The organism is Vibrio ostreae, from assembly GCF_019226825.1.
GTDB classification, from domain to species: domain Bacteria; phylum Pseudomonadota; class Gammaproteobacteria; order Enterobacterales; family Vibrionaceae; genus Vibrio; species Vibrio ostreae.
Map to the genome: position 1 here is coordinate 3,068,884 of NZ_CP076643.1, position 23,428 is coordinate 3,092,311.

Genomic DNA, 23,428 nt, shown 5'->3' on the forward strand with positions numbered 1-23,428 from the left:
AACGTGAAAGCCAAGAAACGTTTTATTGCCGGTGCGGCCTGTCCGCACTGTCAGGCGCAGGATACTCTGCGCTGGTGGGTCGACAATAATGTCGAATTAGTCGAGTGTGTCGAGTGTGACTACACAGAGCAACGCGCGCCAAAATCGGTCGAGCAGAGTTCGCATGCCGGTGAGCAGATGATAGGGATCTTCCGTCCCGAGTAAGTGTCGCGCCGCGTATGCCTCTCGCTGAGAGCGGGATAAAACGCGCTTTTGCGGCCTGTGACCGACTTAAACCGGGCCCGCTTGCCACGCATGCCTTGAGGTGACAAGGCGAATCATCCATAATGTCGCCTATCTCAAGCTAATCTGTGTGATCTGATTTGAGTACTGAATACACAACTCCTTGGAGCCGTTATGAAAATTGAAAAGAACGTGGTTGTAAGCCTTGCCTACCAGGTAAAACTGGAAGATGGCATTGTGGTAGACCAGTCAACAGTGGAAGCACCACTGGATTACTTACATGGTCACAACAACCTGATCATTGGTCTTGAGCGCGAACTGGAAGGCAAAGCTGCCGGTGATAAATTCACCGCAACGATTGCACCAGAAGATGCGTACGGTGAGCACAGTGATGCACTGGTTCAGCGTGTACCAGCTGACGTATTCCAAGGCGTAGACCAAATTGAAGTGGGCATGCGTTTCCTGGCGGATACTGACCAGGGTCCAATCCCGGTAGAAATCACCGAAGTGGATGGCGACGAAGTAGTGGTTGATGGTAACCACATGCTGGCTGGCCACACTCTGACTTTCGAATGTGAAGTGGTTGCACTGCGTGAAGCGTCTGAAGAAGAGCTGGCGCACGGTCACGTTCATCAGGCTGGCGGTCACGATCATGACCACGACCACGAAGGTGGTTGCTGTGGCGGTGATCATCACCACCACTAATTGATTTCAGCGCCGGTCACTGCACCGGAAGCCGAAATGAATCAAAGCGCGAGCCAGGTGATCTGGCTGGCGCTTTTTTATATCTGATCACTTTCTTTTGCGTGTCCGGTGAGGACGTTACGCCTGCGCAGTACTACCGCCCAGCGAGGTGCCGCCCAGCGTGATGTCGGCGGACAAGGAGCACAGCATGACCCAACCTTTTGCCATCGCCATCCATGGTGGTGCCGGTACCATATTACGCGCCCAGATGAGCGCTGAGCTTAACCGCGAGATCCGCCAGGCTCTGCAGCAGGCCGTCAGCGCCGGTCATCAATTGCTCGCCCGGGGTGGCGATGCCCTGGACGCTGTGGTGGCGGCAGTCAGGGTGCTGGAAGACAGCCCGCACTTTAATGCCGGTCATGGCTCGGTACTGACGGATAAAGAAATGGTGGAAATGGATGCGTCGGTGATGCATGGCGCGCAGATGAATGCCGGTGCGATTGCCGGGGTGCGCCACATCCGTAATCCGGTTGAACTGGCTCGGGATGTGATGCTGCGCAGCCAGCATGTCATGCTGGCCGGTGAGGGCGCGGAAGAGTTTGCGTTCAGCCTTGGCTATGAGTATACCGAACAGGATTACTTCTTTACCGAGCGCCGTTATGACCAGTTGCAAAGCATGAAGCAAAAAGGCTTGTTTGCCCTGTCGGAATCGGCTTATCCGGACGATACTAAGCACGGCACTGTGGGTGCGGTGGCGCTCGATCAGCAGGGTAATCTGGCTGCGGCGACCAGTACCGGTGGCATCACCAACAAACGGTATGGTCGCATCGGCGATTCGGCGATTATCGGGGCCGGAACGCTGGCCGAAAACGGCACGGTGGCGGTGTCAACGACAGGGATGGGCGAGTACTTCATTCGTAAAGGGGTGGCCGGGGATGTGGCGGCGCGGATGCGCTATTTGCAGCAGGACGTGCATACGGCTTGCGAGCAGGTCATTCAGGGCGATCTGAAAGCGATGGGCGGTGAAGGCGGTCTGATTGCGATTGACGCACAGGGCGAGATTCATTTTGCCATGAACAGCAGCGGTATGTACCGCGCCAGTATCGATGTACAAGGTCACTTGCTGGTCAAGATTTATGCTGATGAATGAGCGTTGAATTCACTAAATTAATGGATTGCAACGGTAATTTTTCATCCATTTTTTATGCTTAAAAAATGACTGCATCGAATCGTTTTCGGTGCTAGAATCCATTTTTAATCAGCAATCAGACTTGGAAAGATGGGAAATAACGTAGTCGTTCTTGGCACCCAATGGGGTGATGAAGGAAAAGGGAAGATCGTTGATCTTTTAACTGAAGATGCAAAATATGTGGTTCGCTACCAGGGCGGTCACAATGCAGGTCACACACTGGTTATCGACGGCGAGAAAACCGTCCTGCACCTGATTCCTTCCGGTATCCTTCGTGATAACGTGAAATGTATCATCGGTAACGGTGTGGTACTTTCACCTGACGCATTAATCAAAGAAATGACAGCTCTGGAAGAGCGCGGTGTTCCGGTACGTGAACGTCTTTACATTTCTGAAGCTTGTCCCCTGATTCTTCCTTACCACATCGCTCTCGACCAGGCTCGTGAAGCTGCACGTGGTAAAAAAGCCATTGGTACGACTGGTCGCGGTATCGGTCCTGCTTACGAAGACAAAGTTGCTCGTCGTGGTCTGCGTGTTGGCGACCTGTTTGACCGTGCTGCTTTTGCTGAGAAGCTGAAAGAAGTCATGGCACTGCACAACTTCCAGCTGGAACACTTCTACAAAGTTGAACCTGTCAGCTACGAAGAGGTGCTGGAACAGGCGATGGGTTACGCTGATCTGCTCACTTCTATGGTTATCGACGTCACTGACGAGCTGGATGCAGCCCGTAAACGCGGCGACAAAATCATGTTCGAAGGCGCGCAAGGCACACTGCTGGACATCGACCACGGTACTTACCCATACGTGACTTCATCTAACACCACGGCTGGTGGCGTTGCTGCTGGTTCTGGCTTTGGTCCTCGCTACCTGGGCTACATCCTGGGTATTGCGAAAGCTTACTGTACCCGTGTAGGTTCTGGTCCGTTCCCGACTGAACTGTACGATGGTCTGGACAAGCAAGATCCGGTTGGTAAACATCTGGGTACGGTAGGTCATGAGTTTGGTGCGACGACTGGTCGTCTGCGTCGTACTGGCTGGTTCGATGCGGTTGCGATGCGTCGTGCAATCCAGATCAACTCAATCACTGGTTTCTGTCTGACTAAACTGGACGTTCTGGATGGTCTGAAAGAGATCAAGATCTGTACTGGTTATCAGATGGCTGACGGCTCAATTGCTGAAGTATCGCCAATGGCTGCTGACGCATACGACAACGTGACGCCGATTTACGAAACCATGCCAGGCTGGTCAGAAACAACTTTTGGCGCAAAATCGATTGATCAACTGCCACAAACTGCTCTCGATTACATCAAGCGTATCGAAGAGCTGACTGGTGTGCCGGTTGACATCATCTCGACCGGTCCTGACCGTAACGAGACCATCATCAAAGTACACCCGTTTAACGTGTAATTGATAGGAAAGTATTTTTGAAAGCCGGCTGTCTCAGCCGGCTTTTTTTATGCTTCTCATTCCAGAGCGGGCAACTGCTGCGGCAAAAAGTTGCCAGTCGGTGGCAATATTTGCCTAAAGCGTGGCGGGCATTGGCCGATAAAAGAATCAGACCGGGCCTGCGCGTATCACGCGCTATACTGTTATGGCTATCGGAGTTAACTAAGAGTGCAGGTATGAAGCTACGAACGGTAGCCGCTTCTCTGGTGTTAGTCTTTCACGCATCTTTCAGCCAAGCAAATGTGGCTGAGGTCGGTGAGCCAGTGCCAATTTATTCAGAAGCTGAGCTGATCAAACTAATCGAGAACAACAAACATCTGGAACGCGTTAAAGCGGATAATTGCCAGTTGGTCGAGGACATCGTTGCCCGCGCCACACGCATTAATTTGCCGGCTTACGAGTTTCTGTATGGTGACATGCTGGCATGGGGCGTGTGTGTGGAGCAGGACGTGGAGCTTGGCCTGTACTACATGGAAAATGCCGCTCACCAGGGATTGCCAGCTGCGCTGGAACAACTGGGGCGCTATTATTCGCGCGGCACCTTAGTGCAGCAGGATAAAGAGCGCGCGATTCCTTATCTGCGTGAAGCCGCGTCGATGGGCAATCTTAACGCGCGTATTCATCTTGCCGAGCTTCTGCTGCGTGATTACGGCAGTCCGCTGGATTATGAAGATGCCTACCGCTGGCTGTACAGCTCAGTAACGGCAGACCAACGGACTCACAACCGGATTGCGATTCTGCGCCAGGGGCTGGAGCAGCGTATGCCGCAGAATATTATTGCCCGCGCCAAGCGGCGTACCACCTTCTGGTAGCCTCACCAGACTCCCTTTCTGTACTATTGCGGCCACGTTGTCATACCTGCACGTGGCCGCACTTGTCTCTGTCGTTGCACTTGTCTCTGCCGTTGGCGATACGTCGCCAACGGCAGAGACAGTGCTTATTTCAAAAAGCGATTCATCTGGGTCAGCGCCTGCATCAGATCGCTGCTGGTAAATGAGTGCTGTGCTTTCGGCTCTAACTGCGGTGTCATGGTCTGAACGCTGCCGCTCGGGTAGGTCACCATAATCTCATCATCCGCCACCATGGCGTAGTTGAAATAACTGCCGATCAGTAACCAGTCCCGGTCACGCTGAGTATCAAACAGATCATAACCCACCGAATAGTCGCTGACCGGGTTAGAGACCCCGAGTGTGCGCTGCATAAAAGTCGGTGCGATATCCTGATGGGTGGTCTTCCAGCGAATGTCTTTACTCTCCCGGCCCGGCACATAGATATAGAGCGGGACATGAATCTGCGCCATGCTGTAGTTGCTGCCGTGCCCCCAGTAGTTCTGATGGTTATCGTTAAACTCCTGACCGTGATCGGACGTAATGACGACAATGGTGTGGTCCAGTTCGCCGCGTGCCTGCAGCGATTTCAGGACCCGTTCGACCTGAGTGTCGATGTAGTACAGCGCATTGCGGTAGCGGTTGCGGTACGGCTCAGGATCGAAATCGTTGTTGAGTTTGATGTGATCCACCCGCTCCCAGGAAGGCGAAAAGTGTAGCGGCATGTCAGCCGGAAAATCGGTGGCATGGGCGGAGTCATAGAACAGGAAACCAAAATAAGGTTTGCTGCTGTCACGTGTGTGCAGAAAGTCGATGAAGTCATCGGTAATGCGCGCGTCACGTTGTGGCGAGGTATCTGCCGGTGTATCAATACGCAGATTTTCCACCCCGTTAAATACCGTGCGATCAAACGGCGGGCTGTTCAGCGGCGCCGCGGCATAAATTGCAAACTGATAATCTTGTGCCTGCAGGGCATCCATCAGCGCCGGACGTTGCTGCGCGGACAGGAAAGCGTTCCAGTAGGTCGCCGGCAGACCGTAGAACAGGCTGAAAATACCGGCCTGGGTTGAATTGCCGCCACTGACATGCTGCTGGAAACGCAAACTGCGCTGGGCAAACTGGCTGATATGCGGCGTCACTTGTGGGTTGGCATCATCGTAGCGCCAGGTATCGATGGCGATGAACAGAATATTCGGTTGCTGCTTGGGTTGCTGCGTGGACTTCTCATAGCTGAGCGGATGCAAAGGGTAATTGAGGTTCGAACTCTGTGGCTGGGCCAGAGTCAGGTTCTCTTCGCGTGCCGCCTGGATATCAATCCAGCCCATCTTATGGAAAAAACGTTTGGCAGTCAGAGGGTAGTACAGTGGCCAGTGATAGCTGTAGCTTGGTACGACGCTGTCGTAATTGGCATCGCGCCACATGTGAATGCTCTGGCTGGTCAGCAGGCAAGCAAACCAAATCGCGCAGGCGTATCTGGTCCAGCGCAGTTGAGTGCGAGCCAGTTTACTGCTCAATACGCTCACCACCAGGCTGGCCAGTCCAAGTCCCAGCACAATCATGCCCGCCATCAGCAGGGTGTACCAGGACAGGCTGATGACCTCATCACCGCCTTCGATCAGCAACTCCCAGACGAAACCACTGAGATGGAAGCGGTACTGCTGGTAAACCTGCACATCGACGATCAGCAGCACCGAAGCCAGCCAGGTGATCAGGGTCGCTATACATTTCAGCCAGCGTCCCGGCAGCCAGCTCAGCGCCAGCATGGCTAAACTGATGGCCAGGGCAAACAGACCAAACCAGCCTATCTGGGTGGTCAGCAAGTACAGTTTGGCCAGCCAGTCGTGTTGCGGGGTGATCATCCAAGTCAGATAAGGCAGGCCTAGTACTGATAATAAAACAACGTTCAAAACAAACTGGCTCAGTAACCAGCGCACCTTGTGGCGTACATTTAACAGCATAAGATTATCCGTCTCCGCGAGAGGGGTGAAACAAGAGGTAGAAAGCCGGTCAATGTAGCGTAAAGTTTGATTCATGTCACATATTTGCCTTTGGTGATCTTGTTCAGGATATTTGTTTTAGTTCTTATGCTCAGATTCTCAGTAGGTTATACTGGTGTTCCCTTCATAATTAAGCAGGTCTGGCTATGTCTGACACCCCGCACGTTGATCCTTTCGCGGATCGTGAAGCTGATAACTACGAAAATCCAATACCAAGTCGTGAATTCATTATCGAATATCTGACTCAGGCCAATGTGCCGATGAACCGCAATGATCTGTTCGAGGCGCTGCAGTTGTCTGGTGAGGACCAGTACGAAGGCTTGCGTCGTCGTCTGCGTGCCATGGAACGAGACGGTCAGCTGGTGTTTACCCGACGTCAGTGTTACGCCCTGCCGGAAAAACTGGAAATCGTCAAAGGCTATGTGATCGGTCATAAAGACGGTCACGGCTGGGTACGTCCGGAAGGCAGTGCCAATAAAGACAATGACATTCTTCTTCCTCATCACCAGATGAAACACATCATCCATGGTGATCTGGTATTGGTACAACCAACCGGTACTGACAAGCGCGGCCGAAAAGAGGGGCGATTAGTCCGCGTGCTGGAAGAGCGTCAAACTCAGATTGTGGGTCGCTTTTTCTTTGAATACGGCTACTCCTATGTGGTGCCGGATGACTCGCGGATTCATCAGGATATCCTGATCCCGAACGAGCTGCGCGGCAGCGCGCGGATGGGCAACGTGGTGGTGATTGAAATTACCGACCGTGGCACCCGCAATCGCGGCATGATGGGCCAGGTGGTTGAAGTGCTGGGCGAGAACATGGCGCCGGGCATGGAGACGCAAATTGCTATCCGCACGCACCAGATCCCGCATGTGTGGCCGCAAGAAGTGGAAAAACAGATTGCCGGTCTGGGTGAAGAAGTGCCGGAAGAAGCCAAACAGGGCCGGGTCGATCTGCGTCAACTGCCACTGGTGACCATCGATGGCGAAGATGCGCGGGACTTCGATGATGCGGTCTACTGTGAAGCCAAGAAAGGCGGCGGCTGGCGTTTGTGGGTCGCGATTGCCGATGTGAGCTATTACGTCCGTCCGGATTCTGCGCTGGATAAAGAAGCGATTCAGCGTGGTAACTCAGTCTACTTCCCGTCCCAAGTGGTTCCTATGTTGCCGGAAGTGCTGTCGAATGGTCTGTGTTCTCTCAACCCGCAGGTCGATCGCCTGTGTATGGTGTGTGAGATGACCATTTCGGAAAGCGGTAAGCTGTCTGGTTACAAACATTATGAAGCGGTAATGAATTCCCATGCCCGTCTGACTTACACCAAGGTGCACGACATTCTGGAAGGGGATGAAGAACTGCGTGCGCGTTATCATGCTCTGGTGCCGCATCTGGAAGAACTGCACCGCATGTATAAAGTGCTGAAAGGCTCACGAGAACAGCGCGGCGCGATCGAATTTGAAACTGTCGAAACCAAGTTTATTTTTAACGCCCAGCGCAAGATTGAAAGTATCGAGCCGCTGGTGCGTAACGATGCCCACAAGCTGATTGAAGAGTGCATGATCCTGGCCAACATCGCCTCGGCCTCGCTGGTGGAAAAAGCCAAAGAGCCATCGTTGTACCGCATCCACGAGTCGCCGGGTGAAGAGCGTCTGATGGGCTTCCGTGACTTCCTGTCCGAGCTCGGACTCGATTTAGGCGGTGGCCTGGAGCCGTCGCCGACCGATTACGCTCACCTGATGAGCCAGATTGGCGAACGTCCGGATAAAGAACTAATACAGACCATGCTGCTGCGTTCGATGAAGCAGGCGGTATACAACGCAGACAATGCCGGCCACTTTGGTTTGGCGCTGCAACGTTATGCTCACTTTACTTCGCCGATCCGCCGTTATCCGGATCTGCTGCTGCACCGCGCGATCAAGTATCTGATCGCCAAGCAGGAAGGGACCAATAAAGATCGCTGGACACCGACCGGCGGTTATCATTATTCCTTTGATGATATGGATTTCTATGGTGAGCAGTGTTCGATGACCGAGCGCCGTGCGGATGATGCAACGCGCGAAGTCTCTGACTGGCTGAAATGTGAATACATGCAGGATCACGTGGGTGAAGAGCTGGAAGGCGTGATTGCCAACGTGACCGGGTTTGGCTTCTTCGTACGCCTGACGGATCTGCACATCGATGGTCTGGTGCATATTTCCAACCTGGCAAACGACTACTATCAGTTTGATCCGATTGGCCAGCGTCTGGTGGGGGAATCGTTTGGTGCCATTTACCGCCTCGGCGATGCGGTCAAAGTCAAAGTGCTGGCAGTTAACCTCGATGATCGTCAAATAGACTTTGAATTAGTGGAAACAAGTCGTAAGCTACGCGGCGAAGGTAAAACGGCTAAGAAACGCGCGGCGGACGCCAAAGCCAAGGCGAAAGGCAAAAAACAGGCCGCCACTCGTGGCGCGAAAGCGGTTCCGCAAATTGAACCGACCAAACGCCCTGAGGACAGGGATGCCGCCGAGCAACCGAAGCGTAAAAAAAGCAAAGCGGAAAAAGCACGTAAGCATCAGTCGCGCGGTAAAGCCGACAAAGCCCGTGCGAAAAAGTAAGCCCGTGCGAAAAAGTAATAGGTAACTAATGAGTAACGAACTGATCTACGGCATTCACGCAGTGCGTGCCGTCCTGGAACGCGACCCGGCACGTTTTGTTGAAGCGTACGTCCTGAAAGGTCGTCAGGATGATCGCCTGCTGCCGGTACTGAACGAGCTGGCTCGTATCGGTGTATCGATTCAGGAAATGAACCGCAAAGTTCTGGATGACAAAGCGAACGGAGCCAATCACCAGGGCGTGATTGCCAAAGTCAAACCGAGCAAGCCGCTGAATGAAAATGACCTGGACGCGATCCTGGCTCAACATGAGCAGCCATTGCTGCTGGTACTGGATGGCGTCACCGATCCGCACAACCTGGGGGCGTGTCTGCGTAATGCCGATGCCGCAGGTGTGGCAGCGGTGATTGTGCCGAAAGATAAATCAGCACCGATGACAGCAACGGTCAGCAAAGTGGCGTGCGGTGCGGCGGAAACCGTGCCTCTGGTGCGGGTAACCAACCTGGCGCGTACCATGCGTGCACTGCAGGAGCAGGGCGTTTGGTTTGTCGGTACGGCTGGCGAAGCGACCCACGATATCTACCACAGCAAACTGACCGGGCCGCTGGCTATCGTGATGGGTGCGGAAGGGGATGGTATGCGTCGACTGACCCGAGAAACTTGTGATGACCTGATCAAGATCCCGATGGCCGGCACAGTTTCCAGCCTTAACGTGTCTGTGGCAACCGGTATCTGCCTGTTTGAGGCAGTGCGTCAGCGTTCGCTGAGCTAACTGACCCGCTAACACAGCAAAACGCAGGCCCAGGCCTGCGTTTTTTTATTGGTAATGCTGGTTACAGCTTAACCCCGAATCAGTGGTTTAGAATTAATAGCGTTTATTTTTCAAACACTGCTTGCATGCCCCCCGCCGATCTGTATAATGCAGCCCCACTGGTTAAGCCAGTTGTGAACCAATGAGCAGCGAGGAGCTGTTAAATCTTCGGATTTTTCAGGTAATGTAAACTCAGCTTATGTTCGCAGTTAATAAAAATTTAGCTTTTAACTGTCGTTATGATAGTTCCAGGTTAATCACCTATTAGCTGACAATGCGTCCTAATCTTGGATGCTACGGTTTCACATAAATCAATCGGCATTCTCTCGCCCTGGCGAGTTTGAGTGGCGATATTGTTTGTGTAATTTATCAAATTTGGAGCTCTGTCTCATGCAGAACCAACGTATCCGTATCCGCCTAAAAGCTTTCGATTACAAACTGATCGATGCTTCTACCGCGGAAATCGTTGAAACAGCTAAGCGCACTGGCGCACAGGTTCGTGGTCCAATCCCACTGCCAACTCGTAAAGAGCGTTTCACAGTTCTTATCTCTCCACACGTTAACAAAGATGCTCGTGATCAGTACGAAATTCGTACTCACAAACGTCTGATCGACATCGTTGAGCCAACAGACAAAACTGTTGATGCTCTGATGCGTCTAGACCTTGCTGCGGGCGTTGACGTACAAATTAGCCTAGGTTAAGGGAGATTAGAAGAATGATTGGTCTAATCGGTCGTAAAGTGGGCATGACCCGCGTATTTACTGAAGAAGGCGTTTCTATCCCAGTAACAGTTGTTGAGGTTGAAGCTAACCGTATTTCTCAAGTTAAAACTCTTGAGTCTGACGGCTACGCAGCAATCCAGGTAACTGCTGGTGCTAAGAAAGCAAACCGCGTAAACAAAGCTGAAGCAGGTCACTTTGCTAAAGCTGGCGTTGAAGCTGGTCGCGGTCTTTGGGAATTCCGTTTGGAAAACGGTGAAGAGTTTGAAGTTGGTGCTGAACTGACTGTTGAACTGTTCAACGAAACTAAGAAAGTAGACGTTACTGGTACATCTAAGGGTAAAGGTTTCCAAGGCGCTGTTAAGCGTTGGAACTTCCGCACTCAAGATATGACTCACGGTAACTCATTGTCTCACCGCGCACCTGGCTCTATCGGTCAATGTCAGACTCCAGGCCGCGTGTTTAAAGGCAAGAAAATGGCAGGTCACATGGGTGCTGAGCGTGTAACGACTCAAAACCTAGAGATCGTACGAGTTGACGCTGAGCGCAATCTGCTTCTTATTAAAGGTGCAGTCCCAGGCGCAACTGGCGGCAACGTGATCGTAAAACCAGCTGTTAAAGCATAACGTCTAGGAGTAAGTAATGGAATTGATGGTTAAAGGTGCTAACGCACTAACTGTTTCCGAAACTACTTTCGGACGTGAGTTCAACGAAGCTCTTGTACACCAAGTAGTTGTTGCATACGCAGCAGGTGCTCGTCAAGGTACTCGTGCTCAAAAGACACGTTCAGAAGTTTCTGGCGGTGGCGCTAAGCCATGGCGTCAAAAAGGTACTGGCCGTGCGCGTGCTGGTACAATTCGTAGCCCAATCTGGCGTACAGGTGGTGTTACTTTTGCTGCGAAACCACAAGATCACAGCCAAAAAGTAAACAAGAAAATGTACCGCGGTGCTATGAAAGCAATTCTTTCTGAGCTAGTTCGTCAAGAGCGTCTAATCGTTGTTGATAACTTCTCAGTAGAAGCACCAAAAACTAAAGAGCTAGTAGCTAAGCTTAACGAACTTGAGCTTAACGATGTACTTATCGTTACTGGCGAAGTAGACGAGAATCTGTTCTTAGCTGCTCGTAACCTGTACAAAGTTGACGTGCGCGACGCTTCTGGTATCGACCCAGTAAGCCTGATCGCATTTGACAAGGTTCTTATGACTGCTACTGCAGTTAAGCAAGTAGAGGAGATGCTGGCATGATTCGTGAAGAGCGTCTACTAAAAGTTCTACGTGCTCCACACATCTCTGAAAAAGCAACTATGGCTGCAGAGAAAGCGAACACTATCGTTTTCAAAGTAGCAAAAGATGCAACTAAGAAAGAGATCAAAGCAGCTGTAGAAAAGCTATTTGAAGTTGAAGTTAAGTCTGTAAATACCCTTATTCTTAAGGGTAAGACCAAGCGTCAAGGTCTACGCCAAGGCCGTCGTTCAGACGTGAAGAAAGCGTACGTAACTTTGAAAGAAGGTCAAGATCTTGACTTTGTTGGCGGCGCGGAATAACAGGAGTAGTTGAAAAATGGCTATTGTTAAATGTAAGCCGACTTCGGCTGGTCGTCGTCACGTAGTTAAAGTTGTTAACACTGACCTGCACAAGGGTAAGCCTTACGCACCACTTTTAGAGAAAAACTCTAAAAATGGCGGTCGTAACAACAACGGTCGTATCACTGTACGTCACATCGGTGGTGGTCACAAACAACACTACCGTGTAATCGACTTTAAACGTACTAAAGATGGCATCCCAGCGAAAGTTGAGCGCCTAGAATACGATCCAAACCGTAGCGCGAATATCGCTCTGGTTCTGTACAAAGACGGTGAGCGTCGTTACATCATTGCACCTAAAGGTCTGCAAGCTGGTGATGTTATCCAATCTGGTGTTGATGCACCGATTAAAGCGGGTAACACTCTGCCAATGCGCAACATCCCTGTAGGTTCAACCGTTCACAACGTAGAGCTGACTCCTGGTAAAGGTGCACAGCTAGCTCGTTCTGCGGGTGCATATGCACAAATCGTTGCTCGCGACGGTTCATATGTAACTATCCGTCTACGTTCTGGCGAAATGCGTAAAGTATTGTCTGAAGGCCGTGCAACAATCGGTGAAGTAGGCAACTCTGAGCACATGCTACGTGAACTGGGTAAAGCTGGTGCTAGCCGCTGGCGCGGTGTTCGTCCAACCGTTCGCGGTGTGGTAATGAACCCGGTTGACCACCCACACGGTGGTGGTGAAGGCCGTACTTCTGGTGGTCGTCACCCAGTATCTCCTTGGGGTATGCCTACTAAAGGCTTTAAGACCCGTAAGAACAAACGCACTGACAAGTACATCGTACGTCGTCGCAATAAGTAATCTATTAAAGAGGATAAGCCATGCCACGTTCTCTCAAGAAGGGTCCATTTATTGACCTACACTTGCTGAAGAAGGTAGAGAAAGCGGTGGAAAGCGGAGACAAAAAGCCTATTAAGACTTGGTCCCGTCGTTCAATGATCATTCCTACAATGATCGGTTTGACCATCGCTGTCCATAATGGTCGTCAACACGTTCCAGTTTTCGTAACTGACGAGATGATCGGTCACAAGCTGGGTGAATTTGCACCAACTCGCACTTACCGCGGCCACGCTGCGGATAAGAAAGCTAAGAAGCGCTAAGGAGTAAATAATGGAAGCATTAGCTAAACATAACTTTGCTCGCATTTCTCCTCAGAAAGCTCGCTTAGTTGCAGATCAAATTCGTGGTAAGAAAGTTGACCAAGCACTAGAAGTTCTGACTTTCAGCAACAAAAAAGCTGCTGTACTAGTTAAGAAAGTTCTAGAGTCAGCTATCGCGAACGCGGAGCACAACGAAGGTGCAGATATTGACGACCTACGTGTCGCTAAAATCTTCGTAGATGAGGGCCCAGTCATGAAGCGTATTATGCCTCGTGCTAAAGGCCGTGCGGATCGTATCTTGAAGCGTTCAAGCCACATCACTGTGGTTGTCGCAGATCGCTAAGAGACTAGGAGAGTAAGCAATGGGTCAAAAAGTACATCCAAATGGTATTCGTCTAGGCATCGTTAAGCCTTGGAATGCTACATGGTTTGCTAACACCAAAGATTTCGCTGACAACCTAGACGGCGACTTCAAGGTACGTCAGTTCCTGACTAAAGAACTGTCAAAAGCGTCTCTATCACGCATCGTTATCGAGCGTCCTGCGAAGAGCATCCGTGTGACTATTCACACTGCTCGTCCAGGTGTTGTTATCGGTAAGAAAGGTGAAGACGTTGAGAAGCTACGCGCAGCAGTAGCGAAAATCGCAGGTGTACCAGCGCAAATCAACATCGCTGAAGTACGTAAGCCTGAGCTAGACGGCCAACTAGTGGCTGATAGCATCGCGTCTCAACTAGAGCGTCGTGTTATGTTCCGTCGTGCTATGAAGCGCGCGGTACAGAATGCTATGCGTCTAGGCGCTAAAGGTATCAAAGTGGAAGTAAGCGGTCGTCTAGGCGGCGCTGAAATCGCACGTTCAGAGTGGTACCGTGAAGGCCGTGTGCCTCTACACACTCTACGTGCTGACATTGATTACGCAACTTCTTCGGCTCACACCACTTACGGTGTAATCGGCGTTAAAGTTTGGATCTTCAAAGGTGAGATTCTAGGCGGAATGCCAGCTGCTAACGCAGTAGAGCCTAAGGCTGACAAGCCTAACAAGAAGCCGCGTAAAGGCCGTAAGTAAGGAGTCGACAGATGCTACAACCTAAACGTACTAAGTTCCGTAAGGTTCATACAGGTCGTAACCGTGGTCTGGCTAAAGGTACTGAAGTAAGCTTCGGTTCTTTTGGTTTGAAAGCTGTAGGCCGTGGTCGTCTAACTGCTCGTCAAATCGAAGCGGCACGTCGTGCTATGACGCGTCACATTAAGCGTCAAGGTAAAATCTGGATCCGTGTGTTCCCAGACAAACCAATCACAGAAAAACCACTAGAAGTTCGTCAAGGTAAGGGTAAAGGTAACGTTGAGTACTGGGTAGCCCAAATCCAACCTGGTAAGGTTATGTACGAAGTTGATGGTGTACCTGAAGAACTGGCTCGTGAAGCGTTCCGTCTTGCGGCGCGTAAACTGCCATTCAAGACTACATTTGTAACTAAACAGGTGATGTGATGAAAGCACAAGATCTACGCGAAAAAAGCGTTGAAGAGCTGAATGCAGAGCTGATGAATCTGCTTAAAGAGCAGTTCAACTTGCGCATGCAAGCTGCAACTGGTCAACTACAGCAAACTCATACTCTGAAAGCTGTACGCCGTGATATCGCACGTGTTAAAACTGTTTTGACTGAGAAGGCGGGCGCATAATGAGCGACAATATTCGTACCCAGCAAGGTCGTGTAGTTAGCGACAAGATGGACAAGTCTATCACTGTTGCTATCGAACGTTTTGTGAAGCACCCAATCTACGGTAAATTCGTTAAGCGTACGACTAAAGTACACGCACATGATGAAAACAACGAGTGTGGCATCGGCGACACAGTTGAGATTTCAGAATGTCGTCCACTGTCTAAGACTAAGTCTTGGACTTTGGTAAAAGTAGTAGAAAAAGCGAAAATCTAATTTAGCTTGACTACGAATAAAGCGGCCCCAATTATTTTTGGGGCCGCTTGTTTTTTGACTACCCAATCTCGAAAAAGGGTGGTACAATTCGCGTCCCTTTAAAGAGGCAGCCCGACCCGAGACGGGTCTAGTTTATTTAATATTTAGCGGAGCACTAACATGATCCAAATGCAAAGTATGCTGGACGCAGCTGATAACTCAGGCGCTCGCAGCGTAATGTGTATTAAGGTTCTGGGTGGCTCTCACCGTCGTTACGCTCATGTGGGCGACATCATCAAAGTTACCGTGAAAGAAGCAATTCCACGCGGTAAAGTGAAGAAAGGTGATGTACTGAAGGCGGTGGTAGTTCGCACCCGTAAAGGCGTACGTCGACCAGACGGTTCTGTCATTCGCTTCGACCGTAATGCTTGTGTGCTGTTGAACAACAACACCGAGGCACCAATCGGTACACGTATCTTTGGTCCAGTGACTCGTGAACTTCGTACTGCGAAATTCATGAAGATTGTTTCACTGGCTCCAGAAGTTCTGTAAGGAGCGGCAATAAAATGGCAGCTAAAATCCGTCGTAATGACGAAGTGATCGTTCTTGCTGGTAAAGACAAAGGCAAGAAAGGTAAAGTAACTAAGGTTCTAGCAACTGGTAAAGTTATCGTAGAAGGTATCAACCTTGTTAAGAAACACCAGAAACCTGTTCCTGCACTAGGTATCCAAGGCGGTATCGTAGAGCAAGAAGCAGCGATCGACGTTTCTAACGTGGCTATCTTCAACGCAGCTACTGGTAAAGCGGACCGTATCGGTTTTCGTTTCGAAGACGGCAAGAAAGTTCGTTTCTTCAAGTCTAACAACGAAACCGTTTCTAACTAATTAGAAGTAATTTGGAGTTCTACTATGGCGAAACTGCATGATTACTACAAGTCGTCTGTAGTCGCTGAACTGACCAAACAGTTCGGTTACACAAGCGTCATGCAAGTCCCTAGAATTGAGAAAATCACCCTCAATATGGGCGTTGGTGAAGCAATCAACGATAAGAAACTACTGGAAAACGCAGCATCTGACATGGCAACCATTTCTGGTCAAAAGCCACTGATCACTAAAGCGCGTAAATCTGTTGCTGGTTTCAAAATTCGTGAAGGCTACCCAATTGGTTGTAAAGTAACCTTGCGTGGCGAACGCATGTGGGATTTTCTGGAGCGCTTAATTGCAATCGCTCTACCACGTGTACGTGACTTCCGCGGTGTTAGCGCTAAGTCTTTTGACGGCCGCGGTAACTACAGCATGGGCGTTCGCGAGCAAATCATCTTTCCGGAAATCGACTACGATAAAGTCGATCGTGTGCGCGGTCTTGATATCACTATCACGACGTCTGCTGCAAACGATGAGGAAGGCCGTGCTCTGCTGGCTGCCTTTAACTTCCCATTCCGTAAGTAAGGTGAAGGGTTACTGTTATGGCTAAACAATCAATGAAAGCACGTGAAGAAAAACGTGCAAAGCTAGTAGCTAAGTTCGCAGAAAAGCGTGCAGCGCTAAAAGCTATCATCAGCGATGTAAACGCATCTGAAGAAGATCGTTGGAATGCAGTTCTGACTCTGCAATCTCTTCCACGTGATTCAAGTGCATCACGTCAGCGCAACCGTTGTAACCAAACTGGTCGTCCACACGGTTACCTACGTAAGTTCGGTCTGAGCCGTATTAAAGTTCGTGAAGCTTGCATGAAAGGCGAGATTCCTGGACTTCGTAAGGCTAGCTGGTAATTGCCACTTAATCATTTGGAGTAAAGTTTATGAGCATGCAAGATCCGATTTCGGATATGCTGACCCGTATTCGTAACGGTCAGGCAGCAAACAAAGTTGCTGTTAAAATGCCTTCTTCAAAGCTGAAAGTTGCAATCGCTGCACTACTGAAAGCTGAAGGTTACATCGTTGACTTCGCTGTTGAAAGCGAAGCAAAACCTGAGCTGGAAATCACTCTTAAGTATTTCCAAGCGAAACCAGTAATCGAGCAAATCAAGCGCGTTTCTCGTCCAGGTCTTCGTGTTTATAAGAAGAAAGACGAGCTGCCATCAGTGATGGGCGGTCTTGGTGTTGCTGTTGTTTCCACTTCCAAGGGTCTGATGTCAGACCGCGCTGCTCGTAAAGCAGGTCTTGGCGGTGAAATCATTTGCTACGTAGCTTAATTTTAAGGAGTAGAACATGTCTCGTGTTGCTAAAGCACCTGTCGCTATTCCAGCTGGCGTAGAGGTGAAACTAAACGGCCAAGAGATCACTGTTAAAGGCGCTAAAGGTGAACTAACTCGCGTTATTCACAACGGCGTAGTGATCGCACAGGAAGAAAACAACCTAACTTTCGGCCCAGCTGAAGGTGTTGCTAACGCATGGGCTCAAGCAGGTACTGCTCGCGCTCTGGTTAACAACATGGTTGTTGGTGTTACTGAAGGCTTTACTAAGAAGCTAGTTCTTAAGGGTGTAGGTTACCGTGCTGCTATCAAAGGCAACGCTGTAGGTCTGACCCTGGGCTTCTCTCACCCTGTTGAGCACGAGCTGCCAGCGGGTGTTAAAGCTGAATGTCCAAGCCAAACTGAAATTGTACTGACTGGTGCTGATAAGCAAGTAGTTGGTCAAGTTGCGGCTGACATTCGTTCTTACCGCGCGCCTGAGCCTTACAAAGGTAAAGGTATTCGTTACGCAGATGAAAATGTGCGTACTAAAGAAGCTAAGAAGAAGTAAGGTAACACTATGGATAAGAAAGCATCTCGCATCCGTCGTGCTACACGTGCACGTCGTAAGATTGCAGAACTGGGTGCGACTCGCCTAGTTGTACACCGTACTCCTCGTCACGTGTACGCTCAGGTAATCGCAGCGAACGGCTCTGAGGTTATCGCATCAGCTTCTACTGTAGAAAAAGCGATCCGTGAGCAAGTGAAATACTCTGGTAACATCGATGCAGCTAAAGCAGTAGGTAAAGCTATTGCAGAGCGTGCGCTTGAGAAAGGCGTATCAGCTGTTGCATTTGATCGTTCCGGTTTCCAATACCACGGTCGAGTAGCGGCGCTGGCAGACTCTGCTCGCGAAGCTGGTCTGAAATTCTAAGGTAGGGTTGGAAGATGGCTAAAGAACAACAAGTTCAAGCGAATGATTTGCAAGAAAAGCTAATCGCCGTTAACCGCGTTTCTAAAACGGTTAAAGGTGGTCGAATCATGAGCTTCACTGCACTGACTGTAGTTGGTGACGGTAACGGTCGTGTAGGTTTCGGTTACGGTAAAGCCCGTGAAGTACCTGCAGCGATTCAAAAAGCAATGGAAAAAGCACGTCGTAACATGGTTACTATCGCGCTTAACGAAGGTACTCTTCACCACCCGGTGAAAGGTCGCCACTCGGGCTCTAAAGTTTACATGCAGCCAGCTGCAGAAGGTACTGGTGTAATCGCAGGTGGTGCGATGCGTGCAGTACTTGAAGTTGCGGGTGTACATAACGTTCTGTCTAAAGCATACGGTTCTACGAACCCTATCAACATCGTTCGTGCAACGATCGACGCTCTAGTAGATGTTAAGTCACCAGAAATGGTTGCGGCTAAACGTGGTCTAACTGTTGAATCTATTTCGGAGTAAGAACACCATGGCAACTATTAAAGTAACTCAAACTAAAAGCTCAATTGGTCGCCTACCGAAGCACAAAGCTACTTTGCGCGGTCTAGGTCTTCGTAAAATCAACCACACAGTAGAACTTGAAGATACTCCGTGCGTACGCGGTATGATCAACAAGGTTTACTACATGGTTAAAGTTGAGGAGTAATCATAATGTTTTTGAATACTCTATCACCGGCTGCTGGTTCTAAACCTTCTAAGAAGCGTGTAGGCCGTGGTATCGGTTCTGGCCTTGGTAAAACTGGTGGCCGTGGCCACAAAGGTCAAAAGTCACGTTCTGGCGGTAAAGTTCGTCCAGGTTTCGAAGGCGGTCAGATGCCTCTGAAACAACGTCTACCAAAATTCGGTTTCACTTCTCGTAAGAGCCTAGTGTCTGCTGAAATTCGTCTGTCTGAACTGGCGAAAGTAACTGGTGACGTAGTTGATCTAAACAGCCTGAAAGCGGCAAACCTGGTGACTAAAAACATCGAGTTTGCAAAAATCGTTCTTTCTGGCGAGATCAACAAAGCAGTGACTGTAAAAGGTCTGCGCGTAACTAAAGGCGCTAAAGCTGCAATCGAAGCTGCAGGCGGTAAAATCGAGGAATAATCTCGAGGATTGAGGTACAGATGGCTAAGAAACCAGGACAAGATTTTCGTAGTGCTCAGAGCGGCTTAAGTGAGCTGAAGTCGCGCTTATTATTCGTAGTGGGTGCGCTTCTAGTATTCCGAGCAGGCTCTTTTGTGCCAATCCCTGGTATTGACGCTGCTGTACTTGCCGATTTGTTCGAACAGCAAAAAGGCACCATCATTGAGATGTTTAACATGTTCTCTGGTGGTGCACTTTCGCGTGCATCTATATTCGCACTGGGCATCATGCCGTATATTTCGGCATCTATTGTTGTCCAGTTGCTGACTGTAGTTCATCCAGCGTTAGCCGAACTCAAGAAAGAGGGTGAGGCAGGCCGTCGTAAGATTAGCCAATATACGCGTTACGGCACGCTTGTACTTGCATGTTTCCAGGCTATTGGTATTGCAACCGGCTTACCAAACATGGTCGACAATCTGGTTGTTATCAACCAAACCATGTTTACGCTAATTGCTACCGTGAGTTTAGTAACCGGCACCATGTTCCTGATGTGGTTAGGTGAACAAATTACAGAGCGTGGAATTGGTAATGGTATTTCATTACTAATCTTTGCAGGTATCGTTGCTGGATTGCCACAAGCAATCGGTCAGACAATCGAGCAAGCGCGTCAAGGTGAACTGCATGTACTTCTTCTACTGTTAATTGCAGTGGTAGCTTTTGCTGTTATTTACTTCGTTGTGTTCATGGAACGTGGTCAGCGTCGAATCGTCGTTAACTACGCGAAGCGTCAACAGGGTCGTAAAGTTTTTGCAGCGCAAAGCACTCACTTGCCATTGAAAATTAATATGGCGGGTGTTATCCCTGCGATTTTCGCATCGAGCATTATCCTGTTCCCAGGAACACTGGCTCAGTGGTTTGGTCAGAACGGCGAGAGCAGCACATTTGGTTGGCTAACTGATGTGTCTTTGGCTCTGAGCCCGGGTCAACCGCTGTATGTAATGCTTTATGCAGCAGCGATTATTTTCTTCTGTTTCTTCTATACTGCGTTGGTGTTTAACCCTCGCGAAACAGCAGATAACTTGAAGAAGTCTGGTGCATTCGTACCCGGTATCCGCCCAGGCGAACAGACAGCTAAGTACATTGATAAAGTAATGACTCGCTTAACCTTAGCCGGTGCGCTATACATTACTTTCATCTGTCTGATCCCTGAGTTCATGATGGTCGCTTGGAACGTACGTTTCTACTTCGGCGGCACATCACTACTGATTGTAGTTGTCGTAATCATGGACTTTATGGCACAGGTACAGACTCATATGATGTCAAATCAATATGATTCTGTGTTGAAAAAGGCAAATCTGAAAGGTTATGGCCGTTAACAGGTCGCCATTCAGAGAGATTTACGGAGTTTAGCAATGAAAGTTCGTGCTTCCGTTAAAAAAAATCTGCCGTAACTGTAAAGTTATCAAGCGTAACGGTGTCGTTCGCGTGATTTGCAGTGAGCCAAAGCACAAGCAACGCCAAGGCTAATAAGCAGAAATTTTTACTTGAAAAGTAAGGGTTGGTCGAGTATATTCCTCGGCCTACCTTTTGCGTGCAAAAGAAGTAGTATCCCGCAGCGTATCCTCTACGGGCTTTGCTGCGGATAATTCTTTTATAGAAAGTACTAGGAGTGAATAGTGGCCCGTATAGCAGGCATTAACATTCCTGATCAAAAACATGCAGTAATCGCGCTTACCGCGATTTACGGCATCGGTAAGACTCGCTCTCAAGCTATCCTAGCTGAAGTGGGTATCGCTGAAAATGTTAAGATCAGTGAACTAACAGAAGATCAGATCAATCTACTGCGTGATGGTGTAGCTAAGTACACTGTAGAGGGTGATCTACGTCGTGAAGTATCCATGAACATCAAGCGTCTTATGGACCTTGGCTGCTACCGTGGTCTTCGTCACCGTCGCAGTCTACCACTACGTGGACAGCGTACTAAAACCAATGCTCGCACCCGTAAGGGTCCGCGTAAGCCGATCAAAAAGTAATCGGGAAGGGTAGAGTACAATGGCTAAACAACCAACTCGCGCACGTAAGCGTGTACGCAAGCAAGTTGCTGATGGCGTAGCGCATATCCACGCATCTTTCAACAACACAATCGTAACCATTACTGACCGTCAAGGTAATGCTCTAGCATGGGCTACCGCAGGTGGTTCAGGTTTCCGTGGTTCTCGTAAGTCAACTCCGTTCGCTGCACAGGTTGCTGCTGAACGTTGTGCTGAAATGGCCAAAGAATACGGTCTGAAGAATCTGGAAGTTATGGTTAAGGGTCCTGGTCCAGGTCGCGAATCTACTGTTCGTGCACTGAACGCCGCTGGTTTCCGCATTACAAACATCGTAGATGCGACACCAATCCCTCATAACGGTTGTCGTCCACCTAAGAAACGTCGCGTTTAACGTTTCTGGGAACATTGGAGAAAGATCATGGCAAGATATTTGGGTCCTAAGCTGAAGCTTAGCCGCCGCGAAGGTACTGACTTGTTCCTTAAGTCAGGCGTTCGTGCGATTGATACCAAGTGTAAAATCGATAACGCACCAGGTGTACACGGCGCACGTCGCGGTCGTCTATCTGAGTATGGCGTTCAGCTTCGCGAGAAGCAAAAAGTTCGTCGTATGTACGGCGTTCTAGAAAAACAATTCCGTAACTACTACAAAGAAGCAGCTCGCCTTAAAGGTAACACCGGTGAGAACCTACTTCAGCTTCTTGAAGGTCGTCTGGACAACGTAGTTTACCGTATGGGCTTTGGCGCAACTCGCGCAGAAGCACGTCAGCTGGTTAGCCACAAAGCTATCCTGGTTAACGGTAAAGTTGTAAACGTTCCTTCTTTCAATGTTGCGGCCAACGACGTTGTTGCAATCCGTGAGAAAGCGAAAGCGCAATCTCGCGTAAAAGCGGCTCTTGAAGTTGCTGAACAACGCGAAAAACCAACTTGGATTGAAGTAGATGCAAGCAAGATGGAAGGTACTTTCAAGCGTTTGCCTGAACGTTCTGATCTATCAGCTGACATCAACGAACAATTGATCGTCGAGCTTTACTCTAAGTAAGGTTTAAACTAAAGAGAGGACACAATGCAGGGTTCTGTAACAGAATTTCTTAAGCCACGTCTTGTTGATATCGAACAAATCAGCACGACACACGCAAAAGTAACTCTTGAGCCATTAGAGCGTGGTTTCGGCCATACTCTTGGTAATGCACTTCGCCGTATTCTTCTATCTTCTATGCCGGGTTGTGCCGTAACAGAAGTAGAGATTGAAGGCGTACTTCACGAATACAGCACCAAAGAAGGTGTTCAGGAAGATATCCTTGAGATTCTACTGAACCTGAAAGGTCTGGCAGTTCGCGTTGCCGAAGGCAAAGATGAAGTGTTCATTACACTGAACAAATCAGGCTCGGGCCCTGTGGTTGCAGGTGACATCACCCATGATGGTGATGTAGAGATCGTAAACCCTGAACACGTTATTTGTCACTTAACGGATGACAACGCTGAGATCGCAATGCGTATCAAAGTTGAACGTGGTCGTGGTTATGTTCCAGCTTCTGCGCGTATCCATACTGAAGAAGATGAGCGTCCAATTGGTCGTCTGCTTGTCGATGCTACATTCAGCCCAGTAGACAAAATTGCCTACTCTGTTGATGCAGCACGTGTTGAGCAGCGTACTGACTTGGACAAGCTTGTTATCGATATGGAAACAAACGGTACTCTTGAACCTGAGGAAGCTATCCGTCGTGCAGCAACTATTCTTGCTGAACAACTGGATGCATTCGTAGATCTTCGTGATGTACGTGTTCCTGAGGAGAAAGAAGAGAAGCCTGAATTCGATCCGATCCTACTGCGTCCTGTAGACGATCTTGAACTAACAGTTCGCTCTGCTAACTGTCTGAAAGCAGAAGCGATTCACTACATCGGTGATCTAGTACAGCGCACTGAGGTTGAGCTACTTAAAACGCCTAACCTTGGTAAGAAATCTCTTACAGAGATTAAAGACGTGCTTGCATCACGTGGTCTTTCTCTGGGCATGCGCCTGGAAAACTGGCCGCCAGCGTCCATCGCTGAAGATTAATCGATACTAGTTA

Annotated in this window: 34 protein-coding genes and 1 pseudogene; 34 read left to right on the forward strand and 1 reads right to left on the reverse strand. The window is 49.5% G+C overall.

The genetic code is table 11. The features are described from left to right. The first annotated feature begins 3 nt into the window (after positions 1 to 3). The 5 genes from KNV97_RS20255 (at position 4) to motX (ending at position 4,353) form a co-directional block, all read left to right on the forward strand. The gene (locus tag KNV97_RS20255) at positions 4 to 204 is read left to right on the forward strand and encodes a YheV family putative zinc ribbon protein (RefSeq protein ID WP_136485222.1); all 201 of its coding nucleotides are present in this window, start codon (positions 4 to 6) and stop codon (positions 202 to 204) included. 192 nt (positions 205 to 396) lie between these two features. Continuing rightward, complete coding sequence (slyD, locus tag KNV97_RS20260; RefSeq protein WP_136485220.1) at positions 397 to 927, forward strand: peptidylprolyl isomerase; 531 nt, start codon at positions 397 to 399, stop codon at positions 925 to 927. A gap of 187 nt (positions 928 to 1,114) precedes the next feature. Then, positions 1,115 to 2,056 carry an isoaspartyl peptidase/L-asparaginase family protein gene (locus KNV97_RS20265; protein WP_218562660.1) on the forward strand — a complete coding sequence of 314 codons (942 nt, stop codon included), beginning with the start codon at positions 1,115 to 1,117 and terminating at the stop codon, positions 2,054 to 2,056. A 129-nt stretch (positions 2,057 to 2,185) separates the two neighbouring features. Beyond that, positions 2,186 to 3,502 (forward strand): adenylosuccinate synthase, encoded by a 1,317-nt coding sequence (locus KNV97_RS20270; protein WP_218562661.1) that lies wholly within the window; start codon positions 2,186 to 2,188, stop codon positions 3,500 to 3,502. Positions 3,503 to 3,717: 215 nt separating this feature from the next. Continuing rightward, positions 3,718 to 4,353, forward strand: a complete 636-nt coding sequence (gene motX / locus KNV97_RS20275; RefSeq protein WP_136485214.1) for a flagellar protein MotX — start codon at positions 3,718 to 3,720, stop codon at positions 4,351 to 4,353. Between the two features lie 125 nt (positions 4,354 to 4,478). Here the strand turns inward: motX and KNV97_RS20280 are convergent, their stop codons facing one another. Then, on the reverse strand, positions 4,479 to 6,326 hold the full coding sequence (locus tag KNV97_RS20280) for a DUF3413 domain-containing protein (protein ID WP_218562662.1): 1,848 nt from the start codon (positions 6,324 to 6,326) through the stop codon (positions 4,479 to 4,481). A gap of 185 nt (positions 6,327 to 6,511) precedes the next feature. Here KNV97_RS20280 and rnr point away from each other — a divergent pair, with 185 nt between their 5' ends. The 29 genes and pseudogenes from rnr to KNV97_RS20425 all read left to right on the forward strand — a co-directional run bounded on the left by rnr (position 6,512) and on the right by KNV97_RS20425 (position 23,415). After that, positions 6,512 to 8,959 (forward strand): ribonuclease R, encoded by a 2,448-nt coding sequence (gene rnr / locus KNV97_RS20285; protein WP_218562663.1) that lies wholly within the window; start codon positions 6,512 to 6,514, stop codon positions 8,957 to 8,959. 28 nt (positions 8,960 to 8,987) lie between these two features. Then, positions 8,988 to 9,728: a 23S rRNA (guanosine(2251)-2'-O)-methyltransferase RlmB gene (rlmB, locus tag KNV97_RS20290; protein ID WP_218562664.1), complete on the forward strand. Its 741-nt coding sequence runs from the start codon at positions 8,988 to 8,990 to the stop codon at positions 9,726 to 9,728. 429 nt (positions 9,729 to 10,157) lie between these two features. Further along, positions 10,158 to 10,469, forward strand: coding sequence for a 30S ribosomal protein S10 (gene rpsJ, locus KNV97_RS20295; RefSeq protein ID WP_001181007.1), 312 nt, complete (start codon positions 10,158 to 10,160; stop codon positions 10,467 to 10,469). 14 nt (positions 10,470 to 10,483) lie between these two features. Further along, complete coding sequence (gene rplC / locus KNV97_RS20300) at positions 10,484 to 11,113, forward strand: 50S ribosomal protein L3 (RefSeq protein ID WP_136485206.1); 630 nt, start codon at positions 10,484 to 10,486, stop codon at positions 11,111 to 11,113. Positions 11,114 to 11,129: 16 nt separating this feature from the next. Beyond that, on the forward strand, positions 11,130 to 11,732 hold the full coding sequence (rplD, locus tag KNV97_RS20305) for a 50S ribosomal protein L4 (protein ID WP_136485203.1): 603 nt from the start codon (positions 11,130 to 11,132) through the stop codon (positions 11,730 to 11,732). Next, positions 11,729 to 12,031 carry a 50S ribosomal protein L23 gene (rplW, locus tag KNV97_RS20310; protein WP_004394523.1) on the forward strand — a complete coding sequence of 101 codons (303 nt, stop codon included), beginning with the start codon at positions 11,729 to 11,731 and terminating at the stop codon, positions 12,029 to 12,031. The genes rplD and rplW overlap by 4 nt, the downstream gene beginning before the upstream one ends. Before the next feature lie 16 nt (positions 12,032 to 12,047). After that, entirely contained in the window at positions 12,048 to 12,872 is an 825-nt protein-coding gene (gene rplB / locus KNV97_RS20315) for a 50S ribosomal protein L2 (RefSeq protein WP_136485201.1), read from the forward strand. 20 nt (positions 12,873 to 12,892) lie between these two features. After that, a complete protein-coding gene (rpsS, locus tag KNV97_RS20320; RefSeq protein ID WP_004394525.1) occupies positions 12,893 to 13,171 on the forward strand; it encodes a 30S ribosomal protein S19 in 279 nt (92 codons plus the stop codon). A gap of 10 nt (positions 13,172 to 13,181) precedes the next feature. Next, complete coding sequence (rplV, locus tag KNV97_RS20325; RefSeq protein WP_136485198.1) at positions 13,182 to 13,514, forward strand: 50S ribosomal protein L22; 333 nt, start codon at positions 13,182 to 13,184, stop codon at positions 13,512 to 13,514. A gap of 19 nt (positions 13,515 to 13,533) precedes the next feature. Next, complete coding sequence (gene rpsC / locus KNV97_RS20330; protein ID WP_020329479.1) at positions 13,534 to 14,235, forward strand: 30S ribosomal protein S3; 702 nt, start codon at positions 13,534 to 13,536, stop codon at positions 14,233 to 14,235. Between the two features lie 11 nt (positions 14,236 to 14,246). Continuing rightward, on the forward strand, positions 14,247 to 14,657 hold the full coding sequence (gene rplP, locus KNV97_RS20335; protein WP_004728605.1) for a 50S ribosomal protein L16: 411 nt from the start codon (positions 14,247 to 14,249) through the stop codon (positions 14,655 to 14,657). Then, positions 14,657 to 14,848, forward strand: a complete 192-nt coding sequence (rpmC, locus tag KNV97_RS20340) for a 50S ribosomal protein L29 (protein WP_136485196.1) — start codon at positions 14,657 to 14,659, stop codon at positions 14,846 to 14,848. The genes rplP and rpmC overlap by 1 nt, the downstream gene beginning before the upstream one ends. Then, a complete protein-coding gene (gene rpsQ, locus KNV97_RS20345; protein WP_136485194.1) occupies positions 14,848 to 15,102 on the forward strand; it encodes a 30S ribosomal protein S17 in 255 nt (84 codons plus the stop codon). Before rpmC ends, rpsQ begins: the two co-directional genes overlap by 1 nt. Before the next feature lie 159 nt (positions 15,103 to 15,261). Next, a complete protein-coding gene (gene rplN / locus KNV97_RS20350; RefSeq protein ID WP_136485192.1) occupies positions 15,262 to 15,633 on the forward strand; it encodes a 50S ribosomal protein L14 in 372 nt (123 codons plus the stop codon). Positions 15,634 to 15,647: 14 nt separating this feature from the next. Next, complete coding sequence (gene rplX, locus KNV97_RS20355) at positions 15,648 to 15,965, forward strand: 50S ribosomal protein L24 (protein WP_136485190.1); 318 nt, start codon at positions 15,648 to 15,650, stop codon at positions 15,963 to 15,965. A gap of 24 nt (positions 15,966 to 15,989) precedes the next feature. Further along, positions 15,990 to 16,529 carry a 50S ribosomal protein L5 gene (gene rplE, locus KNV97_RS20360; protein ID WP_136485187.1) on the forward strand — a complete coding sequence of 180 codons (540 nt, stop codon included), beginning with the start codon at positions 15,990 to 15,992 and terminating at the stop codon, positions 16,527 to 16,529. A gap of 17 nt (positions 16,530 to 16,546) precedes the next feature. After that, entirely contained in the window at positions 16,547 to 16,852 is a 306-nt protein-coding gene (gene rpsN, locus KNV97_RS20365) for a 30S ribosomal protein S14 (RefSeq protein WP_020329484.1), read from the forward strand. 29 nt (positions 16,853 to 16,881) lie between these two features. Then, complete coding sequence (gene rpsH / locus KNV97_RS20370; protein WP_136485185.1) at positions 16,882 to 17,274, forward strand: 30S ribosomal protein S8; 393 nt, start codon at positions 16,882 to 16,884, stop codon at positions 17,272 to 17,274. A gap of 16 nt (positions 17,275 to 17,290) precedes the next feature. Next, positions 17,291 to 17,824 (forward strand): 50S ribosomal protein L6, encoded by a 534-nt coding sequence (gene rplF, locus KNV97_RS20375; protein ID WP_136485182.1) that lies wholly within the window; start codon positions 17,291 to 17,293, stop codon positions 17,822 to 17,824. Positions 17,825 to 17,833: 9 nt separating this feature from the next. After that, positions 17,834 to 18,187, forward strand: a complete 354-nt coding sequence (rplR, locus tag KNV97_RS20380) for a 50S ribosomal protein L18 (protein ID WP_136485180.1) — start codon at positions 17,834 to 17,836, stop codon at positions 18,185 to 18,187. 14 nt (positions 18,188 to 18,201) lie between these two features. Further along, the gene (gene rpsE / locus KNV97_RS20385; RefSeq protein WP_136485178.1) at positions 18,202 to 18,705 is read left to right on the forward strand and encodes a 30S ribosomal protein S5; all 504 of its coding nucleotides are present in this window, start codon (positions 18,202 to 18,204) and stop codon (positions 18,703 to 18,705) included. A gap of 7 nt (positions 18,706 to 18,712) precedes the next feature. Continuing rightward, a complete protein-coding gene (rpmD, locus tag KNV97_RS20390; RefSeq protein ID WP_000201159.1) occupies positions 18,713 to 18,889 on the forward strand; it encodes a 50S ribosomal protein L30 in 177 nt (58 codons plus the stop codon). 5 nt (positions 18,890 to 18,894) lie between these two features. Further along, positions 18,895 to 19,329 (forward strand): 50S ribosomal protein L15, encoded by a 435-nt coding sequence (gene rplO / locus KNV97_RS20395; RefSeq protein WP_136485176.1) that lies wholly within the window; start codon positions 18,895 to 18,897, stop codon positions 19,327 to 19,329. 20 nt (positions 19,330 to 19,349) lie between these two features. Beyond that, entirely contained in the window at positions 19,350 to 20,684 is a 1,335-nt protein-coding gene (secY, locus tag KNV97_RS20400; protein ID WP_136485174.1) for a preprotein translocase subunit SecY, read from the forward strand. A 36-nt stretch (positions 20,685 to 20,720) separates the two neighbouring features. After that, positions 20,721 to 20,835 (forward strand): annotated as a pseudogene (gene rpmJ / locus KNV97_RS20405) (50S ribosomal protein L36). A 149-nt stretch (positions 20,836 to 20,984) separates the two neighbouring features. Then, positions 20,985 to 21,341, forward strand: a complete 357-nt coding sequence (gene rpsM, locus KNV97_RS20410) for a 30S ribosomal protein S13 (protein ID WP_136485171.1) — start codon at positions 20,985 to 20,987, stop codon at positions 21,339 to 21,341. Positions 21,342 to 21,360: 19 nt separating this feature from the next. Beyond that, a complete protein-coding gene (gene rpsK, locus KNV97_RS20415) occupies positions 21,361 to 21,750 on the forward strand; it encodes a 30S ribosomal protein S11 (protein WP_001118870.1) in 390 nt (129 codons plus the stop codon). A 27-nt stretch (positions 21,751 to 21,777) separates the two neighbouring features. Further along, positions 21,778 to 22,398 (forward strand): 30S ribosomal protein S4, encoded by a 621-nt coding sequence (gene rpsD / locus KNV97_RS20420; protein ID WP_136485169.1) that lies wholly within the window; start codon positions 21,778 to 21,780, stop codon positions 22,396 to 22,398. A 24-nt stretch (positions 22,399 to 22,422) separates the two neighbouring features. Next, positions 22,423 to 23,415: a DNA-directed RNA polymerase subunit alpha gene (locus tag KNV97_RS20425; protein ID WP_004728619.1), complete on the forward strand. Its 993-nt coding sequence runs from the start codon at positions 22,423 to 22,425 to the stop codon at positions 23,413 to 23,415. Positions 23,416 to 23,428: the final 13 nt, after the last annotated feature.